The organism is Fibrella musci (genome assembly GCF_041321105.1).
Classification (GTDB): domain Bacteria; phylum Bacteroidota; class Bacteroidia; order Cytophagales; family Spirosomataceae; genus Fibrella; species Fibrella musci.
In genome coordinates, this window is the sequence record NZ_JBGGWD010000005.1 from 180,050 (window position 1) to 195,979 (window position 15,930).

Here is a 15,930-nt window from a genome sequence, read left to right on the forward strand (position 1 = left end):
AGTACCGAGTGAAGCTGTACTATTTGGGGAATTAGCAGATTTTTCGGTCGATTGCGTTTTCGATCGTTTCTATTAGCAATTTTTCAACATTTTTGCTCTATTGTTTGCCATTATACAATCTGAAGCCATTTCCGTTGCCATTTTATGAAGGACTACATCCGCCCGATTAATCGCCTGCTGGTGGCTAACCGGGGTGAAATTGCCATCCGCATCATGCGGGCCGCCACCGAACTGGGCATCACCACCGTCGCCGTTTACACCTACGAAGACCGTTATTCCCTCCACCGGTATAAAGCCGACGAAGCCTATCAGATTGGGCGCGATGAAGACCCACTCAAGCCGTATCTCGGCGTGGAGGGCCTGATTTTGCTGGCGAAAAACAAGAAAATCGACGCCATTCACCCCGGTTATGGCTTCCTGTCGGAGAACGTGACGCTCGCCCGCCGCTGCCGGGAAGAGGGCATTATCTTCGTAGGCCCCACGCCCGAGGCGATGGAAGCGCTCGGCGATAAAGTCCGCGCCAAGAACCTGGCCACCAAAGCCAACGTACCCCTGATTCCCGATTCGCGCGAAGAAAATATGTCGCCGGAACGCGCCATGGAAGAGGCCAACCGGATCGGGTTCCCCGTGATGGTGAAAGCCGCTGCTGGCGGTGGCGGTCGGGGTATGCGCGTGGTGCGCAACGCCGACGACTTCGAGAAAGCGTTTACCGAAGCCAAAAACGAAGCCAAGAACGCCTTCGGCGATGATACCATCTTCCTTGAAAAATTCGTGGAAGACCCCAAACACATCGAGGTGCAGCTGTTGGGCGACACCCATGGCAACCTCATTCACCTTTACGAACGCGACTGCTCGGTGCAGCGCCGGTTCCAGAAGGTCGTGGAGGTGGCCCCATCGTTTGGGCTGAAGCAGGAAACCCGCGAGCAGCTCTACGCCTACGCCATCAAGATCGGCAAGGCGGCGGGCTACAGCAACGCCGGTACGGTCGAGTTTCTGGTCGATAAGGAAGAGAACATCTACTTTATCGAGGTGAACCCCCGGATTCAGGTAGAACACACGATTACGGAAGAGGTAACGGGCATCGACCTGGTACGTACCCAGATCCTGATCGCGATGGGCTACAAGCTCTCCGACAACGGGATCTACATCAACCATCAGGACGAAGTACCGCTCAACGGCTACGCCATTCAGTGCCGCATCACCACCGAAGACCCGGCCAACGGCTTTAAACCCGACTTCGGTACGATCATCGCCTACCGCAACGCCGCCGGTTTCGGCATCCGCCTCGACGAAGGCAGCAGCTACCCCGGCGTAAAAATCTCGCCTTACTTCGATTCCATGATCGTGAAGGTCTCGGCGCGGGGCCGGACCCTCAAAGGCGCGACCCAACGTTTGCAACGGGCGCTGGTCGAGTTCCGGATTCGGGGCGTGAAGACCAATATTTCATTCCTGCAAAACGTATTGAACCACCCCATTTTCCAGCGGGGCGAAGCGCGGGTGTCGTTCATCGAAAACCACCCCGAGCTGTTCAAGCTGCTCAAACCACAGGACCGCTCAACGCGGGTGCTGCGCTACCTGGGCGAGGTGGTCGTCAACGGCAACCCGGAGGTAAAAAAGCGCGACGACAGCAAGGTATTCCGCACGCCAATTGTGCCGTTTACCGAGCCGTATTCGGCCTACCCCTATGGCAACCGCAACCGCCTCACCGACCTGGGTCGCGAGGGCTTTGCGGGCTGGGTGAACGAGCAGAAGCAAATTCTGTATACCGATACCACCTTCCGCGACGGGCATCAGTCGCTGCTGGCCACGCGGGTACGTACCCAGGACCTGCAACGGGTGGCCGAGGGCTTCGCCAAAGCGCACCCCGAACTGTTTTCGATGGAAGTCTGGGGCGGGGCCACCTTCGACGTGTCGATGCGCTTTCTGTACGAAAGTCCGTGGAAACGCCTACAGGCGCTGCGCGAGGCCATGCCCAACATGCTCTTGCAGATGCTCTTCCGGGGCTCCAACGCCGTGGGCTACTCGGCCTATCCCGATAACCTGATCGAGACCTTCGTGGAGAAATCGGCCGAAACGGGCATCGACGTGTTCCGCATTTTCGATTCGCTCAACTGGGTGGAGGCGATGAAAGTGAGCATCCGGGCCGTGCGCGAACGTACCCAGGCCCTGGCCGAAGCCGCCATCTGCTACTCGGGTATCGACGAGAAATACACGCTCCAGTATTACCTCGACATGGCCCGGCAACTGGAAGACGAAGGCGCCCACCTGCTGTGTATCAAAGACATGGCCGGTCTGTTGAAACCCTTGGATGCGACCACGCTGGTAACCGAACTGAAACAGGCGCTGAGCATTCCAGTGCACCTGCACACCCACGACACGGCGGGTATTCAGGCGGCAACGTACCTGAACGCCATCAACGCCGGGGTCGACATTGTCGATTGTGCGTTGGGTGCCCTGTCGGGCCTCACCTCGCAGCCGAATTTCAACTCGGTAGTGGCGATGATGCAGGGCCATGAGCGCGAATGCCCCGTCGATCTGCCGTCGCTGAACGCCTACTCCAACTACTGGGAGGATGTGCGCGAATACTACTATCCGTTTGAGAGCGGCATGAAAGCGGGCAGCGCGGAGGTCTACGAAAACGAGATTCCGGGCGGCCAATACTCGAACCTGAAACCGCAGGCCATAGCCACGGGCCTCGGCGACAAGTTCGAGACGCTGAAAAAGAACTACACGGTCGCCAACCAGTTGTTTGGCAACATCATTAAGGTAACGCCCTCGTCGAAGGTGGTGGGCGATATGGCCATTTTTATGACGGCCAACAACCTTACCGCGCAGGATGTGGTTGAGCGGGGCGAGTCGCTGTCGTTCCCCGAGTCGGTGAAGGAATTGATGAAGGGTATTCTGGGGCAACCCTACGGCGGTTTCCCGGAAGATGTCCAGAAGGCGATTCTGAAAGGCGAAGAACCCATCACGGGCCGCCCCAACGAGCACCTCGATCCCATCGATTTCGACGCCGACTTTGCCCAGTTCCAGGAGAGTTTCCCGCAGGCCGACGGCTTCCTCGACTACCTGTCGTACAAGATGTACCCGAAGGTGTATGAGGAATACTACAAAGCCACCGAGCAGTATGGCGACGTAAGCGTGATTCCGACGCCGGCGTTCTTCTACGGCCTCAAGCCCAACGAGGAGATCATCGTGCCGATTGCCGAGGGCAAGAACATCCTGGTGCGGTTGCTGTTCCAGTCGGAAGCCGACGCGATGGGCATGCGGACGATTACCTTCGAGTTGAACGGCCAAAGCCGGCAGGTGCAGGTACGCGACAAGGCACAGAAAGTGGTGAAAGAACAGAACCAGAAGGTGACCAAGCCCACCGACGTAGGTGCGCCGCTGCAAGGCCGCCTGACGCGCATTCTGGTGAAGCCCGGCGACGAGGTGAAGAAAAATCAGCCGCTGTTCGTGATCGAGGCCATGAAGATGGAAAGCATCGTGGCCGCTCAGCAGGCGGGCACCGTCAAGCAAATCCTGCTCAAGGAAAACACCACCGTCGAGCAGGACGACTGGGTCGTAGAACTGGCGTAGATCGAATGAGCAAACAGGTTAGCCAATACGACAAGATATTCAGAGAGAATATAGAAGCTGTTATTCCTAGTCTGATGCAGCATCTATTAGGTATTGTGGCGGTGGCGTCGGAAGAACTCCCCGATGATATTCAGCACACAAAAGAGCGTAAGCCTGATGTGTTAAAAAAAGTCACCGGCATCGCCAATGATACCTTTGTGCTCCAACTGGAATTTCAGCTAGTCGATGAGCCAGATATGGTATACCGAATGGCTGAATACCACATCATGTTAAGTCGTAAATACAGACTACCTGTCCGTCAATATGTTCTCTTTCTGGGCGCTGCCCTCCCCAAGATGGCCACCCAGTTTGAGAGCAATTTGATGACGTATAGCTTTCCCGTTATTACGTTTACCCAGCTCGACTATCAACTTTTTCTGAACGCCAATAGACCCGAAGAAGTATTGCTGAGTGTACTGGCGGATTTCAACGGAGAACGGCCCGAACGTGTACTTAGCCAAATCATCAATCGCCTAGAAGAAACGGCAGACGGTGATTTAGCGTTAAGGAGATATCTGAGTCAGTAGCGCATTCTGGTACAGCTACGTAATTTGAGCCAAACATTAGGAGACCTTGCTATGGATAGCCTTGCTAAGTTCGTCAGTGTCGAGAAAGACGCCTTTTACCTGATTGCTCAGGAACAGGAGCAAACCAAGTTCGTCCGCAACTTACTGACACAGACCTCCCATAGTCCTGAGCAGATTGCCAGCTTGGCAGGCGTCTCCCTTGACTTTGTGAAGGCAATCCAGCACCGTTTGGCTACGGATAGATAGCCTCCCGACATCGTCGAGCAGGACGACTGGGTCGTAGAGATGGCGTAATCGGCTTTATACAAGCAAACGAAGGAGGGCGTTCCTGCTTAATCACGGTGATCAAGCAGGAACGCCCTCCTTCGTTTAGTCCCCATTTTGGGCTAAAAGCAGTACGTTTTGGCGCTAATCCCGATTAAGGCCACACGTTGAGGCTCAATCTGTACGTCGCCTTCATCAATGCTTACTAAAGTGAGCATTCTACTATGACCGAGTTTGTTGTTGAAGCCCTGAAAGTACTGTTCGATGTTTTCGTAAAAGGGGTGGTAAGCATCATCGTGATTGTTGGCGTTTTGTTAATAGGGTTGTTCATTTACGGCTACTTTAACCGAATTCCAACCACCGATATGCAGTTAGCTCACGTTGATCGGGATACGACATTTTACATCGGAAAAGCGACAAATAGCAATGATAGCGATGACCTGGGCAGGCAGCTTTCGGTTTGGGTAACAGGTTACGTAAGTGATTCCGGGGCGGTCATGAAGTCTTTCTATCCTCCCGATTCCAACTCACCGTCCCACTCAATTGTGCTTCCCAAAGGCCGGGTCGACACGATGGTTACGGGTGACTTTTACGATCAGCGAGCCCGAATAACGTACCTGCATGAAAGGGTCCGTAATGGGCAGTTACGAATACGGGCTGTTTTTTCATATCCGCCTGAGGAGTGGCCTTTCCGGTTGAAGGAGCCGGGTGGTTGGCAACGCATTAACCAGTAAGCGTATTCAACGCGACAGGTCAGGCAGATGCCAGGCGTAGTTCTCGGTATCTGATCATGCATCGTTGTGATCTTCGTTCACTTTTGTTCCGGGCAGGCTGCTCAGGTACGTTACACAGCCTGATTTGATGAATCGCTATATTTGGCTGGGGCTGATTGCCTCCTGTCAACATACACCTGATTCATGCTGAAACCTTTCCTCTGCTGCGTGGCCCTTGCCGGGTCCGCTTTGACGGCTGTCGCTCAGACGCCGCAACCCGATTCGGTCTTTATCCGGTCGATCTACAACGAAGCACTCGCCAACGACAAAGCCCACGATTGGCTTCGCCATCTGACGCAACAGATTGGCCCACGGCTCAGCGGTTCGGAAGGCGCGAAAAAGGCCGTTGCCTGGACCAAACAACTGATGGAGCAACAAGGCTTCGACCGCGTTTTCCTTCAGAATATTATGGTGCCGCACTGGGTACGTGGGGCCAAAGAAGAAGCCTATATACTGGTCGACAGGCAGAAAACAGTGGTGCCCATTGCCGCACTGGGTGGCTCAGTAGCCACACCCGCCAAGGGGATTCAGGCGCAGGTGGTTGAAGTTAAAAGCCTGGCCGAGCTGGACAAACTGGGCGAAGCGGGTATTAAGGGCAAAATCGTGTTTTTCAACCGGCCGATGGACCCGACGAAGATCAACACGTTTGAGGCTTACGGCGGGGCGGTCGATCAACGAGGCAGCGGGGCCACGTTTGCCGCCAAATTCGGCGCCGTCGGGGCTATTGTACGGTCGATGACCAACGCGCTCGATGATTTCCCGCATACGGGCAGCCTGCGCTACGGGCCGGGCGTGCCACTCATTCCGGCGGCAGCTATCAGCACCAACGGGGCCGAAAAGCTAAGTGCCCTGCTGAAAGCCAACCCCACGCTGACGTTCTATTTCAAACAGAACTGCGAATCCTTGCCCGACGCGCCATCGCACAACGTGGTGGGCGAGATTATGGGCAGCGAGAAACCCGACGAGATTATCGTGGTAGGCGGGCACCTCGACTCCTGGGATCTGGGGCAGGGCGCGCACGACGACGGCACGGGCTGTATGCAGTCGATCGAGGTCTTGCGAATCTTGAAAGCGCTGGGCTACAAACCCAAACGCACGATCCGGGCCGTGATGTATATGAATGAAGAAAACGGCCTGCGGGGCGGCGTCGGCTATGCCGATTACGCGAAGAAAAACAACGAAAAACACATCGCGGCCATCGAGTCCGACGAAGGGGGTTTTACGCCGCGCGGCTTCGGCATCGTGGGTACCGACGCGCAAAAAGCGGGCGTGCTGCGGTGGCGTAACCTGTTCACTCCCTACGGCCTGCACGACATCGGGGTAGGTGGCGGCGGGGCCGACATTGGCCCGCTGGCGCAGTCGGGTACGGTGCTGTTTGGCTTCAAACCCGATACGCAGCGGTATTTCGACTACCACCACACGGCAGCCGACCGATTCGAGGCGGTCAACAAACGGGAACTCTCGCTGGGTGCCGCCTCGATGGCCGCGCTAACGTACCTGATCGATCAGTACGGGTTATAAGGCCTTTACAAACCAATAGGCACGGCGACCATAGCGGTATCCCAGCCCATATATAGGGTAGCCGTTGTGGCGTCTTTTTTCGCGAACTGGATCGAGAAATTTTCGATGACCGCGTCGGACTTCTGCACAGGTACGTTCACGCGGGCCACGTCGAGCGCCGGATTGTAGCTGTAGGCTCCCCACTGATCCAGATCGGAACTTAGGATGACGGTCCACTCGGTTTCGGTGGGGAGTACCAACAGGGCATAGTTACCTGCCGGAATTTTCTTGCCGCCGATCGTGACGTCCCGGTAGAATTTGATTTCGGGCGCTTCGTTGGCCCCGGCGCGCCACACCTTGCCGTAAGGCACCATTTTACCGAATACCTCGCGGCCGTTTTTGGCCGGTCGGCTATACGTTACCCGCACCATCGCTTTGTCAGCGCCGATCTTGGCAGGGGCAAACTTGCGGTCGTGGGCATAGTCGTCGGGGTAGTAGGCCATGTCCATGGGTGATTTGTCGAGGCCACGGAAGGTTTGGGCGGTGGCCCCCGTTAGGGTAATCAGCAATAAGCCGAGCAGTAAAGCAGTCTGTTTCATACGATCTGTCTGGTAGCAACGTACCCACGCCCGGTATTGGCCAGGCTGGGTACGTTGCCGGGTGTTTGTGTGCCTAAAGATAGCCCTCCCTTCGCGAACGTATGCAGCCGATGAGCCATCACGATGGTTCACTCCTTATGCACGTCCCGAAAACGCAGCATGTCGGCCAGACGCAGTTCGTTGGCCTCATCGAAGCCGCAGGTTGATGTAAATTCCTTCGGGTTGCGGTACGTCCCGAATAGCATGTCCCACCAGACAATGTCGCCGTAGTTATGGCTGTGTTTTTCGTACTCATGGTGGATACGGTGCATCTCGGGTCGCTGAAAAATGTAGCCAATCCACTGCGGCGTTTTCACGTTGGTGTGGTAGAAAAATTCGCCCAGCGCTGTGCACAGCGTATAGATGGCACCCGCTTCGGCGTTCAGCCCCAACAGCGTGTAAACCAGCAAACTGCCGATGATGGAATTGACCGTCATTTCGAGCGGATGCTTGTAGAACGAAGTGATCACTTCGAGCCGTTGGGGGCTGTGGTGAATCTGATGGAAGCGCGTCCAGAGAAAATCGACGGTATGCCGCCAACGGTGCCACCAATAGAAGATAAATGTGGCGATGAAGTAGGCAATGACGCCGCCCGCCCAGGGGCCAACGGACCTGGACAGATGAAACAGCGACTGAGCCGAGAGCCATTTTTCCCAGGTAAACCCGGCCACGATGACTACGATCAACTGGATGAAATTGATCGCCAGCACCCGAATCGTCCAGGTCGGTACGTCGGGCAGTTTCCAGCCGGGGACAAGCCGTTCAACGATGAAGCAGAGCGCAAAGACGCCAAAAATAATGGGTAACATACGGTTTCAGGGGTTGATGTGGCCGCGGGGACCAGCCACGGTAAAACATGGCTCAAACCAACCCATTCTCTGCAACGAAACCATTGACAATTATCAATTTCGATAAGCCCCGTCAGCTACGTTTTACGCCCTCGCAACCGGCTCAGCGTTTCGGCCGAAATGCCCAAATGAGAGGCGATGTGCTTGAGTGGCACCCGATCAAAAACCGTGGGGAAGTCGGTCAGCAATTGCTGGTAGCGCTCGCTGGCGGTCTGCATGCGCAGGTTTAACGACCGTTGCTCGCTGAGCACGTAGTATTTCTCCGTCAGCAACCGCCCCACCAGGTTAAACGCCGGATACGCGCGGTACAGTTGCTGGAGCTGCTCGTAGGTGATCGACCAGAGCACGCCATCGGTCAGCAATTCGATGTATTCCTGCGCCGGCTGACGGGTGTAAAAACTAACAATGGAGATGATGAAATCACCCTCACGCATGAACCAGGACGTGACTTCGCGCCCGTCTCCACGGGGGCCATCTTTGAGGTAATAGCCCCGCACCACGCCCTGCTCGATGAAGTAGATCTGATCGGCCAGTTGACCGGGTTGCAACACCCATTGCTTCCGTAGGTACGTTTCGCGTCGAAGCATCCCCAGCAGTGCGGTTTGCAGATCGGGCGGCAGGGGCGTCAGGGTTTGCAGGTACGTTAGCAGCGGGTGTGTCGGTACGGGTTCCATATTGGCTTGGCAGTAAAAGGCACGAATCAACAACGAAACCCTTTTGTGCTGTCGCCTGTCACCGCAGCAACTTTACCTTCGCGACCGTATGCATTCGATACGCCTACGATCCGCGGCACCGTCGTGAATTGGCCGTTCGATGGCACCCGACGATCGCCTGAACAGTAGCTGGCCCATCGGCGCGGCTTCTATCGGTCAGGTACCTAACCGGCCCAAGTTATGTCTGCATACCGTCTTGTTTTTCTTGCGGGTTTACTGCTCTGTCTGGCGGGCATTCCGCCGCAACGGCCAACCCTGTATATCATTGGCGACTCCACCGTTCGTAACGGGTCGGGGGTGGGGGCCAATAGTCAGTGGGGCTGGGGAAGCGTTATCCATACCCATTTCGACACTACGCGGCTGGCTATCGAGAACCGGGCCATCGGCGGACGCAGCAGCCGCACCTTTCTTACCGAAGGCCGTTGGGATACCATTCTGCAAACCCTGAAACCGGGCGATTTTGTCCTGATGCAGTTCGGCCACAACGACGGCGGCGCCATCAACGATACCACCCGGGCGCGGGGCAGTATCCGCGGGACCGGCGACGAAACAGAAGAAATCGATAACCTGCTGACGAAGAAGCACGAAGTCGTACACTCCTACGGCTGGTACATGCGGAAGTACATCAACGACACGAAAGCGAAAGGAGCCACGCCCATTGTCTGTTCACTAGTCCCGCGCAACGTCTGGAAAAATGGCCGGGTCGAGCGGGGGTCGGAGAGCTACGGCCGGTGGGCTGCCGAAAGCGCGCAGTCGGCAGGCGCGTATTTCATCGACCTCAACGAGATCATCGCCCGGAAATACGAAGCCAGCTATGACGAGGCCAAGCTGAAAACCGATTTCTTCCCCGCCGATCACACCCACACCAACCGGGCCGGGGCTGAACTAAACGCAGCGGCGGTTATCGAGGGGCTGCGGCAGTTGACAGGCTGTTCTCTCAACCGCTACGTCGTGGCTCAAGGTCGATAACCGGATCTGCGTAGTGCCCTGTTTGTCGCCCGTAGCGGGTGGGCTATGGCCGGGTGGTCTGGTACGGTCTATCTTTGCGCCATGCATCCAATACACCTTCCCGACGATCCGCTGCCCTGGCAGGTTGAACAATCCGACTACATCCACCGCGAACGCTGGTTCACCGTCCGCAAAGACGCGATCCGCATGGCCGGGGGCGGCTACATCCCGGATTACTACATTCTGGAATACCCCGACTGGATCAATGTGGTGGCCGTCACGACGGCGGGCGATCTGGTGCTGATCCGGCAATACCGGCACGGGGTGGCGGGGGTGCATTACGAACTTTGTGCGGGCTGTATCGACCCCGGCGAAGACCCGTTGGCGGCCGCTCAGCGCGAATTACTCGAAGAAACGGGGTTTGGCGGCGGTACCTGGCAACCCCTGATGACGCTATCGGCCAATCCCGGTACCCACGCCAACCTGACTTATTGCTTTCTGGCGCTGGGCGTGGAAAAGCTACAGGAACAGGAGCTTGAAATCACGGAAGAAATTTCGGTACACCTCATTCCCCGCCACGACGTGCTGGCTCTTCTCGACAGCGGGCAAGTCATGCAATCGCTGCACGCCGCGCCCCTGCTGCGGTATTTGGTGGGGAGTCATTAGGCTTCGCCGTCATTAATTGTTTTTACGATGAATGACAACGAATGACGTTGAAGCCTAATGACAACGAATGACTGCCAATGACACGCAGCCAGATACCTTTTCCCAACAACCGGGCTTGCTTTTGGCTTTTCGTTGTACACAACCTTTCTGAACAACGACATGGCATCGATACAAGGTGAATTGCAAGGGAAAGTAGCGCTCATTACGGGCGCCGGTTCGGGCATTGGGAAAGCGGCGGCATTGCTCATGGGCAAACAGGGCGCCACCGTCATTGCGCTGAGCCGTACCGATAAGGAAATCAAGGAAACAGTCGCGGAGATTGAGCAGCAGGGTGGCAAAGGCCTCGCTCTCACCGCCGACATTGCCAGCGCCGACGACATGAAACGCGTTTGCGACACCATCGACCAGCAGTTTGGCCGGCTCGATATTGTGTTTGCCAATGCGGGGATCAACGGCGTCTGGGCACCCATCGATGAGTTGCAACCCGACGAGTGGCAAAAAACCATCGATAACAACCTGACGGGAACGTACCTGACGATCCACTTCGCTGTACCGATGCTGAAACGGCAGGGCGGGGCGATCGTAATTACGGCCTCGGTCAACGGGACGCGTATATTCAGCAATACCGGCTCCACAGCCTATTCCTGCACCAAGGCGGCACAGGTAGCGATGGCCCAACTACTGGCGCTGGAACTGGCTAAAGACAAAATCCGGGTGAATGTGGTATGCCCCGGTGCCATCGATACCAACATCGACGATAGCGCCGAACAACGGGATATCAAGGAGATCAAAGAACCCGTCGAATTTCCGCAGGGGAGCATCCCGCTCACCGATGGCAAGCCCGGCACGAGCGACAACGTGGCCGATCTGGTGCTGTTTCTGGTATCGGACCGGGCGCGGCACATCACCGGCACACCCGTCTGGATTGATGGGGCCGAATCGCTGCTGATCGGTTAATTCATGATTAATTATGGGGCTACTGGCTCTAAATCGCAAACAGACTTATCTCCCGACCAGTTAGGTTATTCGTTTAGTAATATTCACAAACTAACACTCAATTGACTATGAAAAATGCACTGTTTGCCCTAGCTCTGACTTGCTTTGTCGCTTCTGCTTCGTTTGCCCAAGACGACATGAAAGCAAAAGATAAAGACGCCAAAAAAGCAGCGAAAGCCGCTAAACAAGACGCGCAGCAGATGAAAAAAGACGCGAAGCGCAACGGCGATATGGCCACCAAAGACATGGCGAAAGACATGAAAAAGGCCGCCAAAGAAGAGAAAAAGATGCACAAAGACGGCAACTAAGCCGTTGGTCCATCAAAAAAGCCCAGTTCTGGTTTTGCGAAACCGGAACTGGGCTTTTTTGTGGCCGATTGGTTAGCTCATTACCTTCTCAATCGGTTTAGAAGACCCTTTTTGCGCAGTCACCCGCTCAAACGTGGCGTCGTAATCAGCGCGGGTCGTGCCCATCCATTCATCCCAAAACCGGAAGTACAGGCCGTAATTCCCGTTGAAAAACTGGTGATGCTGGTTGTGGTTCACCGATGTGTTCAGCCAACGCCCCAGCCAGTGACGATGCCAGCGGGCCGGTAGCAGCTCCCAACCCAGATGCCCATAGACATTGTACACGATCATGAACAGCAAAAATGCCATGATGGTGTAGACGTGCAACGGCAGGATAAACGTTACGAGGGGTACGATCAGGGCTTCTACGATAGCCTCGAGCGGATGAAACGCGTAAGCCGCCCAGGGCGACGGATTGGTCGATTTGTGATGCACCAGATGCATCGCTTTGAACAGGCGGGGATGATGCATGGCCCGGTGCGTCCAGTAGAAGTAGGTATCGTGCAACACAATCAGCACCACAAACGAGAACAGGCCATAGGCGGTCCCGTACTGGTGCCAGTCGCGGTACATGAGGTTATGATCGCGGATCCCCGTCAGAAAAAGCGACAGTGAAATCAGGGCAAACACGCCGGTCGTCGCGACGGAATAGCCGATTTCGCGGCGCAGGTCGGCCTTTTTCGGGAAACGAGATTGAATCTTGCGGGTTGCCAGCCGATGCCGTCGCCAGCCGTAATAGAGCGCGTAAAAAACGCCAGCCACCAGCAGGTACCGCACCAGGTGCACCAGCCACATCAGGAGCCATCCCCAGCCTGGGTACGTCTTGATCAACTCAGCCATAGGCCGTTTTTGCTTACAAACAGGTGTTTGATAACAGACGGGACCGTGCCTGTTACCAAACACCTACCCTATTCATACTACCCCATTCAGGCGGAATTCGTTGCCCAACCGGGGGTTATTTTCCTTCTTCACCCTCTTCTTCGCGCCATTGCTCAAATTCGTCGGGCGAGGCGAACGTAGCCGGCCGGCGCGACCGGCGTTCGGGGGCTTTGATCTCCAGGTCTCGGCTCACCGACTGCCCGTTCTGCGTGAGCGTCAGCTTGTACTTGCCGGGGCGGATGTACAGTTTTTTGTCGTCGGCCAGCGTCAGGTCTACGGGCTTGTCGTCCTTTTTGCGGGCTTCGTTCAGGTACGTCAGGTACGTTGCCCGCTGGGTGGTGTCGATCGTATAATCGAAGCGCAGGTAATTAATCCCGGCTTCAGTGGTGTCGGTGAGGGTGCGCAACGTCAGGCCGTTAGCGGTTTTCAGCGTAGCCGTGGTCTGTCCCGCCGCCTTAGCCAGATATGGCAGATCGACCGAGTAGGTAGCCGGGGCTTCGTAGGGGCTGTCTTTCCGGCCCCAGCGGCTGTTGGCGGTAATGGCCTTGAGCGCAAACAGGTGCAGCGGCTTGCTCAGCAGCGAGTCGGTGAGTTGTTGCAGGTGCTCCACGTTAACCGTGTACAATGACCGACCGTGCGTGCCGATCAGCAGTTCGCTGTCGCGCGGGTGCACCACCAGATCGTGGACGGCCACGGCGGGCAGATCCTTGCCCATCGGCATAAACGTTTTACCACGGTCGAGGGAGGCGTAGAGGCCATGATCGGTGCCCACGTACAGCAAATTCGGGTTTTTGGGGTCTTCGCGCACCACGTTTACCGGTTCAGCGGGCAGAGTCTGGTCGATGGCCCGCCAGGTTTGGCCGTAGTCGGTCGAGACGTAGACGTGCGCGTTGAAATGGTCGTTGCGGTAGCCGTTCAGCGCTACGTAAACAGTGGCTTCGTCGTGGGCCGAGGCTGTCACGCGGCTTACCCACAGGTCCTGCGGCAGGCCCACCGTGATGTTGGTCCAGGTGTTGCCGCCATCTTTCGACACATGCACCAGCCCATCGTCGGAACCCGTGTAGAGCAGACCGAAGCGCAGCGGCGATTCGTCGATGGTAGCCAGCGTCCCAAACGCCACGTCGCCTTCGCGGGGGCCTTTGGTCAGATCGCCCGACATCGTTTTGAACTCGTCGCCCCGGTTCAGGCTGCGGTGGAAGCGGTTCGAGCCGAAGTAGATCACGTCCTGGTTGTGGCGCGAGATCAGGATGGGGGCCTGCCAGTTCCAGCGCAGGCGGGCCTCCCCTACCTGCGTGGGCACCGAGAGGCGTTTCATCTCGCCCGTCGCTTTGTTGATTCGGAAATAATTACCGAACTGGAAGCCCGTGTATACCGTGTTGTTGTCGCGCCAGTCGACCTGCACCTGCATGCCGTCGCCACCCAGCAGACTCTTATACGGGTAGCGGCCACTGCCAAACCAGTCGTAGTCGGCCCGGTAGGTGCTGGGGCCGGTCCAGACGCCGTTGTCCTGCAAGCCGCCGTAGACGTTGTAGGGTTTGGCCATATCGACCGCCACGGCGTAGAACTGACCCACCGCCGACGTGTTGGCTTTGAACCACGTCTTGCCACTATCGTAAGTAATGTTGATGCCGCCGTCGTTACCCAGAATCTGATGTTTATTGTTGGCGGGGTTGATCCAGAGCGCGTGGTGATCGGAATGGACGTTGTCGAGATCCATTGACCGATAGGTCTGCCCGCCGTCGTCGGAGCCAATTACCGGTACGCCCGCAATCACCACTTTGTTGGCATCGTTGGGTGCCACCCAGATATTGCCGAAATAATAGCCGTAGGTATTAAAAAGCCCGTCGAGGTAGTCGCGGTTGACCTTCCGCCAGCGTTGGCCGCCGTCGTCGGAGCGGTATACTTCGGCCCCGATCACCTCGGCGTTGATCAGCCGCGAATTGGCGTCGTCGGTATATTCCAAGATGGCAATGGGCTTGATTTTATCCGTCCGGACCAGCTCTTTCAGGCTCGCGGGCGTATAACGTTCGGGGAAACTCTGTTCCTCCAGGTAGTCGGCGATGAACGAGTCTTCGGCTTTCAGAAAATCGTCTTTGGAGATCACCCGCAGCCGGTCTTTCGTGATCTTCCGGGCGTCGACCACGGCTTTGCTATCGTCTTTTTTCTCGGGCCGCGCCGCCTGATTATCCAGGATCAGGTAGAGTGTCTGGGTGTTACCGGGGAAAATCGTCAGCCCGATGCGGCCCGTTTTATCGTCTTTCGGTAAGCCGCTTTGCCCACCCGAGAGCAGCGCCCAGGTGTCGCCGCCATCGGTACTTTTGTAGAGGCCCGACGTTTGGCCACTTTCCACGAAATTCCACGCCTTCCGCTCTTTATGCCACATAGCGGCGTACACGATCTGCGGATTGGTGGGGTCAACATCGACGTCGATCGCGCCCGTTTGGGTATCGGTGTAGAGCGTTTTTTTCCAGGTACGTCCGCCGTCGGTGGTTTTGTACAGCCCACGTTCGGCGTTGTCGGTATACAGGTGACCCACCGCCGCTACCCACGCGACGTTGGGGTTGGTCGGGTGCAGGGCGATCTTGCCGATATGGTGCGTTTCTTCCAGCCCCTGCAGGTGCTGCCAGGTACGCCCGCCATCGGTGCTTTTGTAGCAACCCACGCCCGAATAGCTCGACCGGCTGGCGTTGGCTTCGCCCGTACCGAGCCAGATCGTGTGCTGATCGGTATTGGGTCCTTTCCAGTCTACGGCCACCGCCCCGAGCGACATCACGGCTTCGTTCTGGAACATCGGCGTAAACGAGATGCCGTTGTTGTCGGTACGCCACAACCCGCCGCTGGCATAGGCTACGTAAAACTGATTGGGGTTCTGCGGGTTGACGGCCAGATCGACCACCCGGCCACTCATGACCGTTGGCCCGATGGATTTGACCGGCAGGTTTTGCAGCAACGATACCTGCGCGCTTTTAACCCGCTGCGCCGCACCAAGCAGGCGTTCGGAGGCCGTTGTAGCCAGGATGCCGACAGGTACGTTGGCAGGTGTTTTTCGCGCTTTTTTCTGGGCGTAACTGCCCGTTGCCAGCGCCAGCAGGCTGGCCGTCAGTACAAGTTTGTTCATGAATTAGTGGAAAATCGGAGTTGTTACCGTAAAGATAGTCGCCGTCAATTTTCCACCACCTGTGTATTACCGCAAAGCTCGGAATCGCCTGTCGC

Annotated in this window: 14 protein-coding genes; 9 read left to right on the top strand and 5 right to left on the bottom strand. The window is 56.6% G+C overall.

Annotated features, from left to right (window positions below):
- Positions 1–144 precede the first annotated feature (144 nt).
- From ACAW74_RS17165 to ACAW74_RS17185, 5 genes are all read left to right on the top strand, one after another.
- Entirely contained in the window at positions 145–3,579 is a 3,435-nt protein-coding gene (locus ACAW74_RS17165) for a pyruvate carboxylase (RefSeq protein ID WP_370699445.1), read from the top strand.
- A gap of 5 nt (positions 3,580–3,584) precedes the next feature.
- Entirely contained in the window at positions 3,585–4,145 is a 561-nt protein-coding gene (locus ACAW74_RS17170; protein ID WP_370699446.1) for a hypothetical protein, read from the top strand.
- Between the two features lie 51 nt (positions 4,146–4,196).
- Positions 4,197–4,391 carry a hypothetical protein gene (locus ACAW74_RS17175; RefSeq protein ID WP_370699447.1) on the top strand — a complete coding sequence of 65 codons (195 nt, stop codon included), beginning with the start codon at positions 4,197–4,199 and terminating at the stop codon, positions 4,389–4,391.
- A gap of 242 nt (positions 4,392–4,633) precedes the next feature.
- On the top strand, positions 4,634–5,143 hold the full coding sequence (locus ACAW74_RS17180; RefSeq protein WP_370699448.1) for a hypothetical protein: 510 nt from the start codon (positions 4,634–4,636) through the stop codon (positions 5,141–5,143).
- Positions 5,144–5,326: 183 nt separating this feature from the next.
- The gene (locus tag ACAW74_RS17185; protein ID WP_370699449.1) at positions 5,327–6,703 is read left to right on the top strand and encodes a M28 family peptidase; all 1,377 of its coding nucleotides are present in this window, start codon (positions 5,327–5,329) and stop codon (positions 6,701–6,703) included.
- Between the two features lie 5 nt (positions 6,704–6,708).
- Here the strand turns inward: ACAW74_RS17185 and ACAW74_RS17190 are convergent, their stop codons facing one another.
- The 3 genes from ACAW74_RS17190 to ACAW74_RS17200 form a co-directional block, all read right to left on the bottom strand.
- The gene (locus ACAW74_RS17190; RefSeq protein WP_370699450.1) at positions 6,709–7,281 is read right to left on the bottom strand and encodes a DUF2911 domain-containing protein; all 573 of its coding nucleotides are present in this window, start codon (positions 7,279–7,281) and stop codon (positions 6,709–6,711) included.
- 128 nt (positions 7,282–7,409) lie between these two features.
- Entirely contained in the window at positions 7,410–8,129 is a 720-nt protein-coding gene (locus tag ACAW74_RS17195; RefSeq protein WP_370699451.1) for a sterol desaturase family protein, read from the bottom strand.
- 116 nt (positions 8,130–8,245) lie between these two features.
- The gene (locus ACAW74_RS17200) at positions 8,246–8,842 is read right to left on the bottom strand and encodes a Crp/Fnr family transcriptional regulator (protein ID WP_370699452.1); all 597 of its coding nucleotides are present in this window, start codon (positions 8,840–8,842) and stop codon (positions 8,246–8,248) included.
- Positions 8,843–9,061: 219 nt separating this feature from the next.
- Here ACAW74_RS17200 and ACAW74_RS17205 point away from each other — a divergent pair, with 219 nt between their 5' ends.
- From ACAW74_RS17205 to ACAW74_RS17220, 4 genes are all read left to right on the top strand, one after another.
- On the top strand, positions 9,062–9,850 hold the full coding sequence (locus ACAW74_RS17205; protein WP_370699453.1) for a rhamnogalacturonan acetylesterase: 789 nt from the start codon (positions 9,062–9,064) through the stop codon (positions 9,848–9,850).
- Positions 9,851–9,931: 81 nt separating this feature from the next.
- A complete protein-coding gene (locus ACAW74_RS17210; protein ID WP_370699454.1) occupies positions 9,932–10,495 on the top strand; it encodes an NUDIX hydrolase in 564 nt (187 codons plus the stop codon).
- Positions 10,496–10,654: 159 nt separating this feature from the next.
- Positions 10,655–11,452, top strand: coding sequence for an SDR family oxidoreductase (locus ACAW74_RS17215; RefSeq protein WP_370699455.1), 798 nt, complete (start codon positions 10,655–10,657; stop codon positions 11,450–11,452).
- Positions 11,453–11,559: 107 nt separating this feature from the next.
- Positions 11,560–11,799: a hypothetical protein gene (locus tag ACAW74_RS17220; RefSeq protein WP_370699456.1), complete on the top strand. Its 240-nt coding sequence runs from the start codon at positions 11,560–11,562 to the stop codon at positions 11,797–11,799.
- A gap of 72 nt (positions 11,800–11,871) precedes the next feature.
- On the opposite strand, the gene ACAW74_RS17225 is transcribed toward ACAW74_RS17220, so the two are convergent.
- Both ACAW74_RS17225 and ACAW74_RS17230 read right to left on the bottom strand, forming a co-directional pair.
- Positions 11,872–12,678 carry a sterol desaturase family protein gene (locus ACAW74_RS17225; protein ID WP_370699457.1) on the bottom strand — a complete coding sequence of 269 codons (807 nt, stop codon included), beginning with the start codon at positions 12,676–12,678 and terminating at the stop codon, positions 11,872–11,874.
- Between the two features lie 115 nt (positions 12,679–12,793).
- Positions 12,794–15,835: a WD40/YVTN/BNR-like repeat-containing protein gene (locus ACAW74_RS17230; protein ID WP_370699458.1), complete on the bottom strand. Its 3,042-nt coding sequence runs from the start codon at positions 15,833–15,835 to the stop codon at positions 12,794–12,796.
- Positions 15,836–15,930: the final 95 nt, after the last annotated feature.

Coding starts and splice junctions, on each gene's coding strand:
- ACAW74_RS17165 (WP_370699445.1), top strand. CDS start 145: ATGAAGGACTACATCCGCCCGATTAATCGCCTGCTGGTGGCTAACCGG.
- ACAW74_RS17170 (WP_370699446.1), top strand. CDS start 3,585: ATGAGCAAACAGGTTAGCCAATACGACAAGATATTCAGAGAGAATATA.
- ACAW74_RS17175 (WP_370699447.1), top strand. CDS start 4,197: ATGGATAGCCTTGCTAAGTTCGTCAGTGTCGAGAAAGACGCCTTTTAC.
- ACAW74_RS17180 (WP_370699448.1), top strand. CDS start 4,634: ATGACCGAGTTTGTTGTTGAAGCCCTGAAAGTACTGTTCGATGTTTTC.
- ACAW74_RS17185 (WP_370699449.1), top strand. CDS start 5,327: ATGCTGAAACCTTTCCTCTGCTGCGTGGCCCTTGCCGGGTCCGCTTTG.
- ACAW74_RS17190 (WP_370699450.1), bottom strand. CDS start 7,281: ATGAAACAGACTGCTTTACTGCTCGGCTTATTGCTGATTACCCTAACG.
- ACAW74_RS17195 (WP_370699451.1), bottom strand. CDS start 8,129: ATGTTACCCATTATTTTTGGCGTCTTTGCGCTCTGCTTCATCGTTGAA.
- ACAW74_RS17200 (WP_370699452.1), bottom strand. CDS start 8,842: ATGGAACCCGTACCGACACACCCGCTGCTAACGTACCTGCAAACCCTG.
- ACAW74_RS17205 (WP_370699453.1), top strand. CDS start 9,062: ATGTCTGCATACCGTCTTGTTTTTCTTGCGGGTTTACTGCTCTGTCTG.
- ACAW74_RS17210 (WP_370699454.1), top strand. CDS start 9,932: ATGCATCCAATACACCTTCCCGACGATCCGCTGCCCTGGCAGGTTGAA.
- ACAW74_RS17215 (WP_370699455.1), top strand. CDS start 10,655: ATGGCATCGATACAAGGTGAATTGCAAGGGAAAGTAGCGCTCATTACG.
- ACAW74_RS17220 (WP_370699456.1), top strand. CDS start 11,560: ATGAAAAATGCACTGTTTGCCCTAGCTCTGACTTGCTTTGTCGCTTCT.
- ACAW74_RS17225 (WP_370699457.1), bottom strand. CDS start 12,678: ATGGCTGAGTTGATCAAGACGTACCCAGGCTGGGGATGGCTCCTGATG.
- ACAW74_RS17230 (WP_370699458.1), bottom strand. CDS start 15,835: ATGAACAAACTTGTACTGACGGCCAGCCTGCTGGCGCTGGCAACGGGC.